Raw genomic sequence first — 15,041 nt, 5'->3', positions numbered from 1 at the left:
GCTCCGCCACACAGACCCCGCCGGACGAACTCCGTCACACCGGCCCCGTCACCGCTCCCCGGGAACGGGCACTCCCCGCTCCTGCGCGAGGATCGCCGCCTGCACCCGGCTGCGCAGCCCGAGCTTCGCGAGGATCCGGCTGACGTGCGTCTTGGTGGTGGCCTCCGCCGTCCCGAGCCGGTGCGCGATCTCCGCGTTGGACAGGCCGGCCCCGAGGCAGCCGAGCACCTCCCGCTCCTTCGGCGTCAGCCCGTCCAGCAGCGCACCGGAGTCCGGCGCCGGAGCCGGCGACTTGGCGAAGGACGTGATCAGCCGCCGGGTGACGGACGGCGCGAGCATGCCGTCGCCGCGGGCGACCGTGCGGATGCCCTCGACCAGGGTGTCCGCCTCCAGGTCCTTGAGCAGGAACCCGGCGGCGCCGGCCCGCAGCGCGCCCCACACGTACTCGTCCAGGTCGAAGGTGGTGAGGACCAGCACCTGCGCCGCCCCGGCCTCCACCACCTGCCGGGTCGCGGCGACGCCGTCCAGCCGGGGCATCTGGACGTCCATCAGGACGACGTCCGGCCGCAGCTCCAGCGCCATCCGGACGGCCTGTTCGCCGTCCGCGGCCTCGCCGACCACCTGGAGGTCGGCCTCGGCCCGCAGGATCATCACCAGCGCGGCCCGGACGGCCGCCTGGTCCTCCGCCACCAGTACCCGGATCATTCCCGCTCCCCGCTCGCCGTCCGCGGCAGCACCGCCCGGACCCGCCACGTCCGCCCGTCCGGCCCGGCGTCGAACGCGCCGCCGAGCAGTTGCGCCCGCTCGCCCATGCCGACCAGCCCGGCCTTCGCCCCGGGCACCGCCCGGCCCTCGCCCTCCCGGTACGCGGACTCCACGGTGATCTCCAACTCCCGCTCCCCGTACCGGATACAGAGCCGGACGGAGCCGGGTGCGGCGTGCTTGACGGCGTTGGTCAGCGACTCCTGGACGATCCGGTACGCGGCCAGTTCGACCGGCGCGGGCAGCTCGACCGCCTCGCCCTGCTGCTCGGCCTCGAACCGCAGCCCGGCCGACCGCCCGGCCGCCCCGGCCTGCTCCAGCAGCACGTCGACGGCGGTCAACCGCGGTGCGGCGTAGGGCTCTTCGGGTGTGGCCTCGCGCAGCAGTCCGATCATCCGACGCATCTCGGCGAGGCCCTGCACGCTGTTCTCCCGGATCACCGCGAGCGCCTCCACCAACGGCTCGTCCGCCTCCCGTGCCTGACGGCGCGCCACCGCCTGCGCGCCGGTGGCGTGGATGGCGATCGCCGACAGGTGGTTGGCGATCACGTCGTGCAACTCGCGGGCCATCCGGGCCCGTTCGGAGACCACCGCGCCGCGCCGGTCCAACTCGGCCAGCAGCGCGGTCTGCTCGGCCCGCAGCCGCTCCGTCTCGGCGACCTCCCGGTGCCGCCGCAGCAGGTCGGCCGTCCACACCGGGGAGAGGAAGATCAGCCCGCAGAACACGGCGACCAGCAGCGCCTCGGGCAGCGAGGCGTACTGCCACGTCAGCCCCGTCAGCACCACGGTGGTGGCGGCGCCGGACAGCTGCAGGACCCGGCTCATCCGGGGCGGGCCGTACAGCACCGCCGCGTACAGCAGGTCGGTGTACAGCAGCATCGTCGGCACCAGCGAGCCGAGGTACACGGCGACGCCGAACACCACGCCGCCGACGCTGACCGTCCACACCGTCCACCGGCGCCGCACCAGCGACAGCCCGGCCATCGCCACCAACGGCAGCACCGACACCCACGCCGACCACTCGGGCCGCCGGTCGTACGCGCCGACCGAGATCAACAGCAGGCCGCCCAGCAGCCCGGCCAGGGCGATGGCCATGTCCTGCCCGCGTTCGGAGAGTCTCACCCGACCCATCCCAGCACTCCTCCCCACCGGCCGGAACGACCCCTCGGAGGACCCGCCGTCCGACGAACGGCTGACACGCCACTCCACTGGCCGGACGATGACGGCCCGCCCGGGTGCGGGAAGGATCGAAGCATGGTTTCCCTGATCGTGGCCGGCGAGGCCGGCTTCTGGGTCGTACTGGCGGCGGGGCTGCTGGCCCGCTACGCGCTGCGCCTGCGCCGCACCGGCCTGGCGCTGCTGGCGCTGCTGCCGGTGGTCGATCTGGTGATTCTCGGCGCCACCGTCGCCGACCTGCGCGGCGGCGCCACCGCCGACTGGACGCACGGCCTGGCCGCCGCCTACGTCGGCTTCTCGATCGCCTACGGCCACCGCATGGTCCGCTGGGCCGACGGCCACGCCGCGCACCGGCTGGCCGGCGGCCCCAAGCCGCCCGGCGCGCCCAAGTACGGTGCGCCGAGGGCCCGTTACGAGTGGGGCGTGTTCCTGCTGACGCTGCTGGCCTCGGCCGTCACGGTGGCGCTGATCGCCGCCGTCCAGTGGCTGGTCGGCGACGCCGCGCGCACCGCGCGGCTGGATTCCTGGTACCCGCGGATGGCGCTGGTGGTCGGCATCAACCTCGTCATCGCCGCCAGCTACACGGTCTTCCCCAAGCGGCCCGAGCAGACCGGATGACCAGGCGTCAGCGGTTCTCGCCGGGCACCCACAGCACGTCGCCGCGCTCCTTGTTGGCGGTGCGGGCCAGGATGAACAGCAGGTCGGACAGCCGGTTCAGGTACTTCGCGGTCAGCGGGTTGATGTTGTCCCCGTGCGCCTCGATCGCCGCCCAGGTGGCCCGCTCGGCCCGCCGCACCACGGTGCACGCCAGGTGCAGGTACGCGGCGCCGGGGGTGCCGCCGGGCAGGATGAAGCTGCGCAGCTTCTCCAGCTCCTCCAGGAACCGGTCGCAGTCCCCCTCCAGCCGGTCGATGTACGACTGCTCGACCCGCAGCGGCGGGTACTTGGGGTCCTCGACGATCGGCGTCGCCAGGTCCGCGCCCACGTCGAACAGGTCGTTCTGGATCCGGGTCAGCACCGTCACCAGCTCGCCGTCCAGCGCCCCGGCGGCCAGCGCCACGCCGATCGCGGCATTGGCCTCGTTGGTGTCGGCGTACGCGATCAGTCGCGGGTCGGTCTTGGTGGTCCGGCTCATGTCGCCGAGCGCGGTCGTGCCGTCGTCCCCGGTGCGGGTGTAGATGCGCGTCAGGTTCACCATGCCCGCAGCCTAGCGCGCACGTCGGAGCGGGTGGACGCGAGCCGCGTCACGCTCTCCTGACGCCGAATCAGGCATCCGGGAGATCAAGCACCCGGGAGATCAAGCACCCGGGAAATCAGGCGACGTTGACCCTCTGCCCGGGCGGGGCGGCCTCCAGCCAGGCCAGGAAGCCGGTCAGCGCGTCGTCGCTCATCGCGAGCTCCAGCGGCGCGCCCCGGTGCAGGCAGCGCAGCACCACGGAGCCGGAGAGCAGGGCGAGTTCTTCCTGCCCCTGCGGGTAGCGGCGGCCCAGCACCTCGATCTCGGTGCGCGGGAGGACCCGTCGCGGCCGGGGCGCGTAGGAGAACACCCGGAACCACTCGATGGAGTCGCCGCTGTACCGGCCGATACCAAAAACCCACCCCTTGCCGTCGGTCTGTGGGACCGGGGCCGAGGTGGGTTGGCCGTTCTCGTCGAGATCCGGCTGCGTGGAGGCGTCCGCCGGCATTTTCAAGCGGTAGGAGCAGTCGAAGGTGCCGCCCACCCGCTGGATGAGGCGGCGGCGTACCGCGAAGCCGACCAGGCCCGCGAGGGCGAGGACCACTACCGACGCGCACACCACAAGGGCGAGGACCACGCTCACCTACCTCCTCGCTGCCTTCATCCCCGTTGGCGGCCTTGCGCGGCCACCCATTCCTACCAACTGATACGACAGTCCCGAGGACACGCTACAAGCGTCCCCGGGACCGTCGCTGAGACCAGGCTCAGTGGTGCGCCTTCAGGCCGCCGGCGGCGACCAGCCGGACCTCGGCGCGACGCTCGGCGTGCGCGTCGGCCTCGTTCCGGGCGTTCTCCAGCGCGCGCTCGGCGCGGGCGACGTCGATCTCGTCGGCCAGCTCGGCGATCTCGGCGAGGATCGACAGCTTGTTGTCGGCGAACGAGATAAAGCCACCGTGCACCGCGGCGACGATCGTGCCCTCGGAGACGGTGCGGATGGTGACCGGGCCGGTCTCCAGCACGCTCAGCACCGGGGTGTGACCCGGCATGATGCCGGTGTCGCCGGAGGCCGTACGGGCAACAACGATGGTGGCCGCACCGGACCACACCTTGCGGTCGGCTGCGACCAGCTCGACGTGCAGCTCAGCCAACGTGGGCTCCTTGGCTCTCGCCGGGGCCCGGCCACCCGGGCGAACGGGCGGCTGAGCTCTCGGCAGTTTCGGTAAGAATAACGGTCACGCGCCCCCGGAACGAAACCAAGGGCCCGTAAATGACCGGGATCACAGCACTTCCAGCGTTGAGGGGTGGCCCCCGACGAGAGCCGGGAACCACCCCTCAACGGTTGGGTCTGCCGTGCGACCGGTCTGCGGTTACTTCTTCAGCAGCTCGGCGGCGTTGCGCTCGAGGTCATCGATGCCACCGCACATGAAGAAGGCCTGCTCCGGGACGTGGTCGTACTTGCCGTCCGCGATGGCGTTGAAGGCCTCGATGGTCTCCGACAGCGGGACGGTCGAGCCCTCGACACCGGTGAACTGCTTCGCCACGTAGGTGTTCTGCGAGAGGAAGCGCTCGATGCGGCGGGCACGCTGCACCGTGATCTTGTCTTCCTCGGACAGCTCGTCGATACCGAGGATCGCGATGATGTCCTGCAGGTCCTTGTACTTCTGCAGGATCCCCTTGATACGGATGGCCGTGTCGTAGTGGGTCTGCGCGATGTACCGCGGGTCGAGGATGCGGGACGTGGAGTCCAGCGGGTCGACGGCCGGGTAGATGCCCTTCTCCGAGATCGGGCGCGACAGAACGGTGGTCGCGTCCAGGTGGGCGAAGGTGGTGGCCGGCGCCGGGTCGGTCAGGTCGTCCGCGGGGACGTAGATCGCCTGCATCGAGGTGATCGAGTGACCGCGGGTCGAGGTGATGCGCTCCTGCAGGAGGCCCATCTCGTCGGCCAGGTTCGGCTGGTAACCCACCGCGGAGGGCATACGGCCGAGCAGGGTCGACACCTCGGAACCGGCCTGGGTGAACCGGAAGATGTTGTCGATGAAGAGGAGCACGTCCTGCTTCTCGACGTCGCGGAAGTACTCCGCCATGGTCAGCGCGGAGAGCGCGACGCGCAGACGGGTGCCCGGCGGCTCGTCCATCTGGCCGAAGACCAGCGCGGTCTTGTCCAGAACGCCCGAGTCGACCATCTCGTCGATGAGGTCGTTGCCCTCACGGGTGCGCTCACCGACACCGGCGAACACCGACACACCACCGAAGTTCTCGGCGACGCGGTAGATCATCTCCTGGATCAGAACGGTCTTGCCGACACCGGCACCACCGAACAGACCGATCTTGCCACCCTGGACGTACGGGGTGAGCAGGTCGATGACCTTGATGCCGGTCTCGAACATCTCGGTCTTCGACTCGAGCTCGGAGAAGTTCGGGGCCTTGCGGTGGATCGGCCACTTGACCTCGACGGAGGCCTCGAACTCGGCCTTGTCGACGTTCAGCACCTCACCGAGGGCGTTGAAGACCTTGCCCTTGGTGATCTGGCCGACCGGGACGGAGATCGCCGAACCGGTGTCGGTGACCTGCGAGCCGCGGACCAGGCCGTCGGTCGGCTGCATCGAGATGCCGCGGACCAGGCCGTCGCCGAGGTGCTGGGCAACCTCGAGGGTCAGGGTCTTCTTGCCGGTGCCGTCGGGGTTGTCCACCTCGACGTGCAGGGCGTTGTACATGTCCGGAATAGCGTCGACGGGGAACTCCACGTCGACGACCGGGCCGATGACCCGCGCGACGCGGCCCGTCGCCGTGGTCTCAACAGTGGTGGTCATATCATTCGCTCCCCGCGCTAGCGTCGGCCAGCGCGTTCGCGCCGCCCACGATCTCGCTGATTTCCTGGGTGATCTCGGCCTGACGGGCCGAGTTGGCAAGCCGCGTGAGCGACTTGATGAGCTCGCCGGCGTTGTCCGTCGCGCTCTTCATCGCACGCCGGCGGGCGGCGTGCTCGGAGGCGGCCGACTGCAGGAGAGCGTTGTAGATCCGGCTCTCGACGTACCGCGGCAGCAGGGCGTCGAGGACGCCTTCGGCCGACGGTTCGAAGTCGTACAGCGGGAAGATCTGGTTCTTCGCCGGCGACTTGTCGCTGAGCTCGACCTCGTCGAGCTTCAGCGGCAGCAGGCGCCGGTCCACGGCCGTCTGCGTCAGCATCGACACGAACTCGGTCGACACCAGGTGCAGCTCGTCCACGCCACCGGTCTCCGCGGTGAAGGCCTCGATGAGGTCCGCCGCGACGGTCTTCGCGTCCCCGTAGGTCGGCTTGTCCGAGAAGCCCGTCCACGAGTTCGCGACCGCGAGGTTGCGGAACCCGTAGTACCCGACGCCCTTGCGGCCGACGATGTACGTGACCACTTCCTTGCCTTCTTCGCGGAGGCGGGCGGCGAGCGCCAGCGACTGCTTGATGGCGTTGGTCGAGTAGCCGCCCGCCAGACCGCGGTCCGCCGTGATCACAAGCACGGCGGCGCGGGTGGCGTTCGGGTTCTCGGTGGTCAGCGGGTGCTTCGCGTTGGACCGGGTGGCCACCGCGGTCACCGCACGGGTGAGCTCATCGGCGTACGGGGTGGAGGCGGCCACCGCGCGCTGCGCCTTGACGATGCGCGACGCGGAGATCATCTCCATCGCCTTGGTGATCTTCTTCGTCGCGGTGACGGAGCGGATGCGGCGCTTGTAGACCCGAAGCTGTGCTCCCATGGGTCGTTACGTCCTTTCCCTCGCTACCGGACTCAGGCCTGCTCGGAGAGCAGCTTGCCGTCCGCCGTGGTGTAACCCTGCTTGAACGAGGTGATCGCCGCGGTCAGCGCGTCGATGGTGCCGTCCTCGAGCTTCTGGGTCTCGGCGATGCCGGTCAGGATGCCCTTGTGCTCCAGGCGCAGGTGGTCGAGGAACTCGCGCTCGAAGCGACGGATCTCGGCGACCGGGACGTCGTCCAGCTTGCCGGTGGTGCCGGCCCAGATCGAGACGACCTGGTCCTCGACCGCGAACGGCTGGTACTGGCCCTGCTTCAGCAGCTCGACCATGCGCGCACCGCGCTCCAGCTGGGCCTTGGAGGCCGCGTCCAGGTCGGAACCGAAGGCGGCGAACGCCTCCAGCTCGCGGTACTGGGCCAGGTCCAGGCGCAGGCGGCCGGCGACCGACTTCATGGCCTTGATCTGGGCGGAGCCACCGACGCGGGAGACCGAGATACCGACGTTCACGGCCGGGCGGATGCCGGCGTTGAACAGGTCGGACTCCAGGAAGCACTGGCCGTCGGTGATGGAGATGACGTTGGTCGGGATGTACGCCGAGACGTCGTTGGCCTTGGTCTCGATGATCGGCAGACCGGTCATCGAGCCGCCGCCGAGGGCGTCGTTCAGCTTGGCGCAGCGCTCCAGCAGGCGGGAGTGCAGGTAGAAGACGTCACCCGGGTAGGCCTCGCGGCCCGGCGGGCGGCGCAGCAGCAGGGAGACGGAGCGGTAGGCCTCGGCCTGCTTCGACAGGTCGTCGAAGACGATGAGGACGTGCTTGCCGTCGTACATCCACTCCTGGCCGATGGCCGAACCGGTGTACGGGGCGAGGTACTTGAAGCCGGCCGGGTCGGAGGCGGGAGCAGCCACGATCGTGGTGTACTCCAGCGCGCCGGCCTCCTCCAGGGCGCCGCGGACGGACGCGATGGTGGAGCCCTTCTGGCCAACGGCGACGTAGATGCAGCGGACCTGCTTCTCCGGGTCGCCCGAGCGCCAGTTGTCGCGCTGGTTGATGATGGTGTCGACGGCGACCGCGGTCTTGCCGGTCTGACGGTCACCAATGATCAGCTGGCGCTGGCCGCGGCCGATCGGGGTCATCGCGTCGATGGCCTTGATGCCGGTCTGCAGCGGCTGCTTGACCGACTTGCGGGCCATGACGCCGGGGGCCTGCAGCTCCAGGGCACGGCGGCCGGTGGAGGCGATGTCGCCCAGGCCGTCGATCGGGTTGCCCAGCGGGTCCACGACGCGGCCGAGGTAGCCGTCGCCGACCGGAACCGAGAGGACCTCGCCGGTGCGGCGCACGGTCTGGCCCTCTTCGATGCCGCCGAACTCACCGAGGATGACGACACCGATCTCGCGGGTGTCGAGGTTCAGCGCGAGGCCGAGCGTGCCGTCCTCGAACTTCAGCAGCTCGTTCGCCATGACCGAGGGCAGGCCCTCGACATGCGCGATGCCGTCCGCCGCGTCAGTGACCTTGCCGACCTCTTCCACAGAAGCGGCGTCCGGCTGGTACGACTGGACAAAGTCGGCCAGCGCGTCCCGGATCTCCTCCGGACGGATCGTAAGCTCCGCCATCAGGCTTCCCTGCTCTCCTAGTTTGCGATCCTCGGCCCGCCATTGAGGGCCGCAAGTGCTCGACTCTCGGCCGGGTCGGGTGAACCGGCCGTACGTTTTGCCGGCCCACCTGGTGTGGACCGACGCCCGACCGAGGGTCGGATAGTGCTGGTGCTCAGCCTTCGAGGCCCTGGCGAGCGCCTTCGAGGCGGCTCGCGACGGTGCCGTCGATGATCTCGTCGCCGATCTGCACCCGGACACCGCCCTGGACCTCGGGGTCCACGTCGATGTTCAGGTGCACCGGACGGCCGTGCAGGCCGGCCAGCGCAGCGGCGAGCCGCTCCTTCTGGCGGTCCGACAGCGGCACAGCGCTGGTGACCAGGGCCACCACGCGGCCACGCCGGGAGGCGGCGAGCTTGGAGTAGGACTCCAGGCCGCCTTCCAGGCTACGGCCCCGGGGGGCGGTGACCAGGCTGGTGACCAGGCGGACGGTGCCCGCGTTGGCCTTGCCGCCGAGCAGCTTGCGGATCAGCGCCGTCTTGGCGGCCTTGTCGGCCTTCGGCTCGGTCAGCGCGGCGCGCAGCTCGTGCGAGCCCGCCACCACCCGGCCGAACCGGAACAGCTCGTCCTCGACATCGTCCAGCGCGCCCGCCTTGTCGGCGGCGATGACCTCGGCGTACGCGGTCAACTGCTCGGCCGCGTCGGCCAGGTCACGCGAACCGGACCAGCGCGAGCGGACCAGGCCGGAGACCAGGTCGACGGTCTCGCCGGAGACCTGACCGGCCAGCAGCGAGGCGACCAGCTGGGCCTTGTCCTCACCGGACCGCGACGGGTCGGTCAGCACGCGGCGCAGCGAGACCTCACGGTCCAGCAGCACGGTGACGGCGGCGAGTTCCTCGGCGAGCTTGGCCGCGTCCACCGAAGTGTTGTCGGTCAGGCTCTCGAGGTTCCCGCGACCGGCGGCGAGGGCCTCACGGCTCGCGCCGATCACTTGGACGCACCCTGGGCAGCGGCGGCCTTGGACTCCAGCTCGTCCAGGAAGCGGTCGATGACACCGCTCTGGCGGGCGTGGTCCTCCAGGGACTCACCGACGATGCGGGAGGCCAGCTGGGAGGCCAGCGAGCCCACGTCCTGGCGCAGGGCGGCGGTCGCCTGCTTCTTGTCGGCGTCGATCTGCGCGTGGCCGGCGGCGACGATGGCCTCGCGCTGACGCTGGCCCTCCTCGCGCATCTCGGCGATCAGGACAGCGCCCTGCTCACGGGCGTGCTCGGTGATCCGAGCGGCCTCGTGACGCGCCTCGGCCAGCTCGGCACGGTACTGCTCCAGCAGGGCCTGGGCCTCGGCCTGAGCGGTCTCCGCGCGCTTCATGCCGCCTTCGATGGAGTCGCGGCGCTCCTCCAGCACCTTCTCGATGCTGGGGAGGAGCTTCTTGCCGAGAAGACCGAAGACGATGAAGAAGCAGAGCAGGCCGATGATGACCTCGGGCCACGCGGGGAGAAGAGGGTTCATCTTCTCTTCAGCCGCGAGGAGAACCTCGGGGGTCATATCAGAACCTTTCGTCGGAATTGACTACCGGTGCGCCTGGCTCACTGGCCGTAGACGAACGGCATGACGATGCCGATCAGGGCGAGGGCCTCGGTCAGGGCGAAGCCGATGAACATGTTGGAGCGGATCAGGCCGGCAGCCTCGGGCTGACGGGCCATCGCCTGCACGCCGTTACCGAAGATCAGACCGACACCGATGCCGGGGCCGATCGCAGCGAGGCCGTAGCCGATGGAAGCAACGGAACCGGACACACCAGCGGCGAGAGCGGACATCTCAGCTAATCCTTTGCGGGGATGGGATACCGGTGGGTGTTGGCCACCGGGAGTTCAGGGGCGCGGCCGGGGCCGCGGGGCTCAGTGCGCCTCTTCCAGGGCACCGGCGATGTAGCTGCTGGCGAGCATCACGAAGATGTACGCCTGCAGGAACTGCACCAGCAGCTCGAAACCGGTCAGACCGACGGCCACCACGAAGGACACCGAGCCGTACAGGGCGCCGATGCTGGGGCTCAGCAGGTACCACGAGGCCACCGAGAAGACGACGATCAGCAGGTGACCGGCGAACATGTTCGCGAAGGCTCGGACCGCGAGGGTGAAGGGGCGCACGAAGATGTTCGAGAAGAACTCGATCGGCACCAGGATGAACATGACCCAGCCGGGGATGCCCGACGGCCAGCAGAGGTTCTTCATACCGCCGACGAAGCCGTGCTTCTTGAAGGTCAGCGTCATGTAGGTGATCCACACGATCGCCGCGAGCCCGACCGGGAACGCGATGCGCGACATCACCGGGAACTGGGCGAACGGGATGATGGACATGATGTTCATGATCCACACGAAGAAGAACATCGAGACCAGCATCGGGACGTACTTCTCGCCCTTTTTGCCGATCGTCTCGAGCACGATGCTCCGCTTGACGAAGTCGTACCCGATCTCGCCGACCAGCTGGAGCTTGCCCGGGAGCAGCTTCGGCTTGGCGAACGCGGCCCAGAAGAAGCCGACCACCAGGAGTGCGCAGATGATCGACAGCAGCATCGGCTTGGTGAAGTCGACGCTACCGATCGAGAAGATCGGCTTGAAGTCGAACTCGTTCAGGCCGGGGGCCGGGAAGCCGCAGCCGGAGTTCAGGTGGCAACCGGCCTCGGAGGCGAGCTGGACGTCAGCACCCACCACAGACTCCTTCGTTCTGACGCATGGTTACGGCAACCTCGGTGTGTCGGCGTGGCCTGCGGCCACGGTGCGGCACTGGAACTAGTTGGATTTCTCGCGGACCCTGCGCGGCGCATATCCACGCCACGGGATCTTCGAAAGCTTCGTGGAGTTGGGGGGCGATCCGTCCGATTCCCGGAGGGACCTGGCCGCATCCCGCACTCCGCCGTTGGGACGGACGATAGCAGCCCGTCAGGAGGGCATAAACACCGCCCCCCTCGCGAGGGGGACGGTGTGCCCCACTCACGGTTGACGCCCGGATTTCGACTTGCCGTCGGGTTCCACGTAGAAGGTCTTCGCCCTGAGCCAGCCGCGCACCTGGAACGCCGTCCAGATGATCGCGAGCCCGAGCAGGGTGAAACCGAAGACCTTGTGGTCGAAGAACGAGAGGTGCTTGGCGACTGCCAGCAGAATGCCGATCAGCAGGATCTGCGTGGTGTAGACCAGCAGCGCTGCCGCCATCATCATCTGCGGATTGTTCCGGGTCAGCCGGTCGAGTGCGACCTGGCCGAATCCGAAGAAACCGATCACCACCACCGTTGCCAGCAGGGCGCCGAGCAGGCCCTTCCCCTGGGCAACGGCGAAGGAGATCGCCATGGCGATCACTCCGGCGGCCGCAGTGGGGATTGCGGCGCCACGGAGGATCCGGGCGTCGTGGGACGGCATGTCGGCAGCTCCGGCGGCATGTCGGTGGCAAGGGGCAGAGGTACAAGGACGAGAACCACGCCGCGGACCACCACTGAGTGCGGAGCCCGTCGAGGGAGACCGACCAGGGACGGAAGTCCTCCATGTCAGGTCTTTCGGCGTGTTCTCGGTACTCGTGAACGGTATCACAAACTATTTGATGAGAGCTTTACCATGAACGTGTGGCACCTGTCACACCATCGGCCCACGAGTGCCGCCGAACGGGTGTATCCGAACGGCCCAACGGGAGTTGACACCGCGTCAGGACTGCCGCTCGTCCCGCCGGCCGGACGCCGTCGCCCCCGTTCCGATCCGCCCCAGCAGGGCCTTGTCCTCGGCCGACAGCTCGGCCATCGCGGGCACCTCGGAGGCGTCCTCGGCGGCGTCCTTAGCACCCTCCACGGAATCCGGCCCGGCGGCCCGCTCGCTGCTGCGGTAGCGGGGCGGCACGAACGGCTGAACGGCCTTCGGGGCGCGCGGCTTGAAGCGCGGCATCAGCAGCACCGCGAGGCCCACCAGGCACAGGCCCGCCATGGTCAGGACGACCGTGCGGCCGGTGTTGGTGATCGAGACCGCGACGGTACCGAAGGCGATCAGCGCGGCCCAGAAGTACATGATCAGCACGGCCCGGCTGTGCGAGTGCCCGACCTCCAGCAGCCGGTGGTGCAGGTGCTGCTTGTCCGCCGCGAACGGCGACTTGCCCGCCCAGGTGCGGCGCACCACGGCCAGCAGCAGGTCCGCCAGCGGCAGCGCGATCACCGTCAGCGGCAGGATCAGCGGGATGTAGATCGGCACCAGGGCGTGCACGGCGCTGGTCTGCGAACCGGTCCGGGCCGAGATCAGGTCGGGGTCGACGCGGCCGGTGATGGAGATCGCGGCGACGGCCAGCATCAGGCCCAGCATCATCGAGCCGGAGTCGCCCATGAAGATCCGCGCCGGGTGCAGGTTGTGCGGCAGGAAGCCCAGGCACATGCCGATCAGCACGGCGGTGAACAGCGCGGCGGGAGCGGCGTCGTTGATCCCGTAGCCCAGCCAGAGCCGGTACGAGTACAGGAAGAACGCGATCGCGGCGATGCACACCATGCCCGCCGCCAGGCCGTCCAGGCCGTCGATGAAGTTCACCGCGTTCACCATCACGACCACCAGCGTGACGGAGATCAGCATGCCCTGGGTGGGGGTGAAGGTGACCGTGCCGTAGCCGGGCACCGGGATGGAGATCACCGTGACGCCCTGCCACACCATCACGCCGGCCGCGATCATCTGACCGCCGAGCTTCACCAGCGCGTCCACGCCCCACTTGTCGTCCAGGACGCCCAGCACGAACATGATCCCGGCCCCGGACAGCAGCGCCTTGACGTCCGCGCTCTGTACGAACAGCCGCCCCAGGTTGGTGAGTTGGGACGCCGCCAGCAGGCCGGCCAGCAGGCCGCCGAACATCGCGATGCCGCCGAGCCGCGGGGTCGGTTCGCGGTGCACGTCACGCGCCCGCACCGCGGGCATGGCGCCGGCGGCGATCGCGAACTTCCGCACCGGGGCCACCAGCAGGTAGGTCACTGCCGCCGAGACGAACAGGACCAGCAGATACTCACGCACCACTGGCCTCCAGGGTCACGGTCCGACGGACGAGTACGCAGGGTACTCCCGCGCAGGTTCGGGGTTCGAGGTGCGTCGCCACGGTGCACACCTTATTGACTCCGACGCCCAGCCCCCGCATCGCGGTTCGCCTCCGCGGCCACCGGATGCTCAGCGGCGCCCGGCGAAGGCCCGCGCCAGCTCCCGGACCCGGCCCCGCACCGACGCCGGCTCGGCCCCGCGCAGCACCTGTCCGAGCAGCTCACCGACCTCGCCGAGCTCGCTCTCCCCCATCCCCTGGGCCGCGCAGGTGCCGGTGCCGAGCCGGATCCCGGAGGTCTCGGTGGGCGGCGCCGGGTCGTACGGGACGGCGCACCTCCCGAGCATCAACCCCGCTGCGGCGCAACGGCGTTCGGCCTCCACGCCGGTCAGGCCGAGGCCGCCGACCTCCGCGGTCACCAGGTGGGTGTCGGTGCCGCCGGTGAGCGGCGCGGCCCCGGCGGCGGCCAGCGCGGCGGCCAGCGCCCGGGCTCCGGCCACGGCCCGACGGGCGTACTCGGCGAAGGCGGGGGTGGCGGCCTGGGCCAGCGCCACCGCCTTGGCGGCCACCTCGTTCATCGCCGCCCCGCCCTGGCAGAACGGGAACACCGCGCGGTCGATCCGGTCCGCCAGTTCGTCGGTGCACAGCAGCAGGCCGCCGCGCGGGCCGCGCAGCAGCTTGTGGGTGGCCACGGCGGTGACGTCCGCGTACGGCACCGGGGACGGCGCTAGGCCGGCCGCGACCAGGCCGGCGCTCTGCCCGGCGGTGGCGATCAGGTAGGCGTCCACCTCGTCGGCGATCTCCCGGAAGGCCGCCCAGTCCAGGTGCCGGGGGTAGGAGATGCCGCCCGCGACGATCGCCTTGGGACGGTGCTCGTGGGCCAGCCGGCGGACCTGGTCGAGGTCGATCAGGCCGTCCTCCTCGCGCACCCCGTAGCCGTGGAACTGGAACCAGCGGCCGGAGAAGTTGGCCCGCGAACCGGCGCTCAGGTGGCCGCCGTGCTCCAGCGACATCGCCAGCACCGCGTCGCCCGGCCGCAGCAGCGCCGCGTAGGCCGCCAGCACGGCCGAAGTCGCCGACCGGGGCTGGACGTTGGCGTGCGGGGCGGCGAACAGTTCGCGGGCCCGGTCGACCGCCAGCAGCTCGACGGTGTCGGCGGGCGCGCAGCCGGTGTGGTGGCGGCGGCCGGGGTAGCCCTCGGCGTACTTGTCGATCAGCGGGCCGGTCAGCGCCGCCAGCACGGCGGGGGTGGCCAGGTTCTCGCCGGCCAGCAACTGCACGGAATCGGCCCGGCGTTCGTCCTCGGCGGCGAGCAGGTCGGCGGTCAGCGGGTCCGCCGCGCGCAGGGCCTCGGCGGCCTGCCAGTGGGTCTGTCGGGCATCGGCGACCGTCATGCTGGCTCCCGGGTGGGGGGTCCCCCAGCCGAAGGCGAGGGGGCCGGTGCGGGCGGAGATCTCTCCAGCCTAGGTCGGCCCCTGTCACCGGGCCCGCCCCCACGCGCGGGACTGGGCCTTTCGGCCGCGCCTCGGTCACCTGCATCGCCTGCGCACGCAGGCTTCACAACTTCTCCAC

16 protein-coding genes are annotated in these 15,041 nt (G+C 70.1%); 1 reads left to right on the top strand and 15 read right to left on the bottom strand.

Going from position 1 to position 15,041, the window contains the following annotated elements:
* Window positions 1–48: 48 nt before the first annotated feature.
* Together ACGFWJ_RS18685 and ACGFWJ_RS18680 are read right to left on the bottom strand one after the other, a co-directional pair.
* The gene (locus tag ACGFWJ_RS18685; RefSeq protein ID WP_392950721.1) at window positions 49–705 is read right to left on the bottom strand and encodes a response regulator; all 657 of its coding nucleotides are present in this window, start codon (window positions 703–705) and stop codon (window positions 49–51) included.
* A complete protein-coding gene (locus tag ACGFWJ_RS18680) occupies window positions 702–1,892 on the bottom strand; it encodes a sensor histidine kinase (protein WP_392950718.1) in 1,191 nt (396 codons plus the stop codon). The genes ACGFWJ_RS18685 and ACGFWJ_RS18680 overlap by 4 nt, the downstream gene beginning before the upstream one ends.
* Window positions 1,893–2,015: 123 nt before the next feature.
* Here ACGFWJ_RS18680 and ACGFWJ_RS18675 point away from each other — a divergent pair, with 123 nt between their 5' ends.
* On the top strand, window positions 2,016–2,555 hold the full coding sequence (locus ACGFWJ_RS18675) for a hypothetical protein (RefSeq protein WP_392950716.1): 540 nt from the start codon (window positions 2,016–2,018) through the stop codon (window positions 2,553–2,555).
* A gap of 7 nt (window positions 2,556–2,562) precedes the next feature.
* Here the strand turns inward: ACGFWJ_RS18675 and ACGFWJ_RS18670 are convergent, their stop codons facing one another.
* The 13 genes from ACGFWJ_RS18670 to glyA all read right to left on the bottom strand — a co-directional run bounded on the left by ACGFWJ_RS18670 (window position 2,563) and on the right by glyA (window position 14,863).
* The gene (locus ACGFWJ_RS18670) at window positions 2,563–3,135 is read right to left on the bottom strand and encodes a cob(I)yrinic acid a,c-diamide adenosyltransferase (RefSeq protein WP_387637265.1); all 573 of its coding nucleotides are present in this window, start codon (window positions 3,133–3,135) and stop codon (window positions 2,563–2,565) included.
* 115 nt (window positions 3,136–3,250) lie between these two features.
* Window positions 3,251–3,751, bottom strand: a complete 501-nt coding sequence (locus tag ACGFWJ_RS18665) for a DUF2550 domain-containing protein (protein WP_392950713.1) — start codon at window positions 3,749–3,751, stop codon at window positions 3,251–3,253.
* A gap of 127 nt (window positions 3,752–3,878) precedes the next feature.
* The gene (locus ACGFWJ_RS18660; protein WP_387637270.1) at window positions 3,879–4,262 is read right to left on the bottom strand and encodes a F0F1 ATP synthase subunit epsilon; all 384 of its coding nucleotides are present in this window, start codon (window positions 4,260–4,262) and stop codon (window positions 3,879–3,881) included.
* A 219-nt stretch (window positions 4,263–4,481) separates the two neighbouring features.
* Complete coding sequence (atpD, locus tag ACGFWJ_RS18655) at window positions 4,482–5,924, bottom strand: F0F1 ATP synthase subunit beta (protein ID WP_387637273.1); 1,443 nt, start codon at window positions 5,922–5,924, stop codon at window positions 4,482–4,484.
* Window position 5,925: 1 nt separating this feature from the next.
* The gene (locus ACGFWJ_RS18650; RefSeq protein ID WP_387637276.1) at window positions 5,926–6,840 is read right to left on the bottom strand and encodes a F0F1 ATP synthase subunit gamma; all 915 of its coding nucleotides are present in this window, start codon (window positions 6,838–6,840) and stop codon (window positions 5,926–5,928) included.
* 32 nt (window positions 6,841–6,872) lie between these two features.
* Window positions 6,873–8,447 carry a F0F1 ATP synthase subunit alpha gene (atpA, locus tag ACGFWJ_RS18645; RefSeq protein WP_043916035.1) on the bottom strand — a complete coding sequence of 525 codons (1,575 nt, stop codon included), beginning with the start codon at window positions 8,445–8,447 and terminating at the stop codon, window positions 6,873–6,875.
* 154 nt (window positions 8,448–8,601) lie between these two features.
* A complete protein-coding gene (locus ACGFWJ_RS18640) occupies window positions 8,602–9,417 on the bottom strand; it encodes a F0F1 ATP synthase subunit delta (RefSeq protein ID WP_392950708.1) in 816 nt (271 codons plus the stop codon).
* Window positions 9,414–9,971 (bottom strand): F0F1 ATP synthase subunit B, encoded by a 558-nt coding sequence (locus ACGFWJ_RS18635; RefSeq protein ID WP_387637282.1) that lies wholly within the window; start codon window positions 9,969–9,971, stop codon window positions 9,414–9,416. The genes ACGFWJ_RS18640 and ACGFWJ_RS18635 overlap by 4 nt, the downstream gene beginning before the upstream one ends.
* A gap of 41 nt (window positions 9,972–10,012) precedes the next feature.
* A complete protein-coding gene (atpE, locus tag ACGFWJ_RS18630; protein ID WP_100588007.1) occupies window positions 10,013–10,243 on the bottom strand; it encodes an ATP synthase F0 subunit C in 231 nt (76 codons plus the stop codon).
* Window positions 10,244–10,324: 81 nt separating this feature from the next.
* Window positions 10,325–11,137, bottom strand: a complete 813-nt coding sequence (gene atpB / locus ACGFWJ_RS18625; RefSeq protein ID WP_387637284.1) for a F0F1 ATP synthase subunit A — start codon at window positions 11,135–11,137, stop codon at window positions 10,325–10,327.
* Between the two features lie 279 nt (window positions 11,138–11,416).
* Complete coding sequence (locus ACGFWJ_RS18620) at window positions 11,417–11,839, bottom strand: hypothetical protein (RefSeq protein ID WP_387637286.1); 423 nt, start codon at window positions 11,837–11,839, stop codon at window positions 11,417–11,419.
* Window positions 11,840–12,118: 279 nt separating this feature from the next.
* A complete protein-coding gene (locus ACGFWJ_RS18615; protein ID WP_392950704.1) occupies window positions 12,119–13,450 on the bottom strand; it encodes a glycosyltransferase family 4 protein in 1,332 nt (443 codons plus the stop codon).
* A gap of 150 nt (window positions 13,451–13,600) precedes the next feature.
* Entirely contained in the window at window positions 13,601–14,863 is a 1,263-nt protein-coding gene (glyA, locus tag ACGFWJ_RS18610) for a serine hydroxymethyltransferase (protein WP_387637292.1), read from the bottom strand.
* Between the last annotated feature and the right edge of the window lie 178 nt (window positions 14,864–15,041).

Origin of the sequence: Kitasatospora sp. NPDC048407, assembly GCF_043200475.1 — a bacterium.
Classification (GTDB): Bacteria; Actinomycetota; Actinomycetes; order Streptomycetales; family Streptomycetaceae; genus Kitasatospora.
The sequence above is the reverse complement of the archived record's forward strand: the minus strand, read 5'-3'. Positions and strand labels throughout refer to the sequence as shown.

Excerpts from the sequence above, each read along its gene's own strand:
- ACGFWJ_RS18685 (WP_392950721.1), bottom strand. The coding sequence starts at position 705 with ATGATCCGGGTACTGGTGGCGGAGGACCAGGCGGCCGTCCGGGCCGCG.
- ACGFWJ_RS18680 (WP_392950718.1), bottom strand. The coding sequence starts at position 1,892 with ATGGGTCGGGTGAGACTCTCCGAACGCGGGCAGGACATGGCCATCGCC.
- ACGFWJ_RS18675 (WP_392950716.1), top strand. The coding sequence starts at position 2,016 with ATGGTTTCCCTGATCGTGGCCGGCGAGGCCGGCTTCTGGGTCGTACTG.
- ACGFWJ_RS18670 (WP_387637265.1), bottom strand. The coding sequence starts at position 3,135 with ATGGTGAACCTGACGCGCATCTACACCCGCACCGGGGACGACGGCACG.
- atpD (WP_387637273.1), bottom strand. The coding sequence starts at position 5,924 with ATGACCACCACTGTTGAGACCACGGCGACGGGCCGCGTCGCGCGGGTC.
- ACGFWJ_RS18650 (WP_387637276.1), bottom strand. The coding sequence starts at position 6,840 with ATGGGAGCACAGCTTCGGGTCTACAAGCGCCGCATCCGCTCCGTCACC.
- atpA (WP_043916035.1), bottom strand. The coding sequence starts at position 8,447 with ATGGCGGAGCTTACGATCCGTCCGGAGGAGATCCGGGACGCGCTGGCC.
- ACGFWJ_RS18635 (WP_387637282.1), bottom strand. The coding sequence starts at position 9,971 with ATGACCCCCGAGGTTCTCCTCGCGGCTGAAGAGAAGATGAACCCTCTT.
- atpE (WP_100588007.1), bottom strand. The coding sequence starts at position 10,243 with ATGTCCGCTCTCGCCGCTGGTGTGTCCGGTTCCGTTGCTTCCATCGGC.
- ACGFWJ_RS18620 (WP_387637286.1), bottom strand. The coding sequence starts at position 11,839 with ATGCCGTCCCACGACGCCCGGATCCTCCGTGGCGCCGCAATCCCCACT.
- glyA (WP_387637292.1), bottom strand. The coding sequence starts at position 14,863 with ATGACGGTCGCCGATGCCCGACAGACCCACTGGCAGGCCGCCGAGGCC.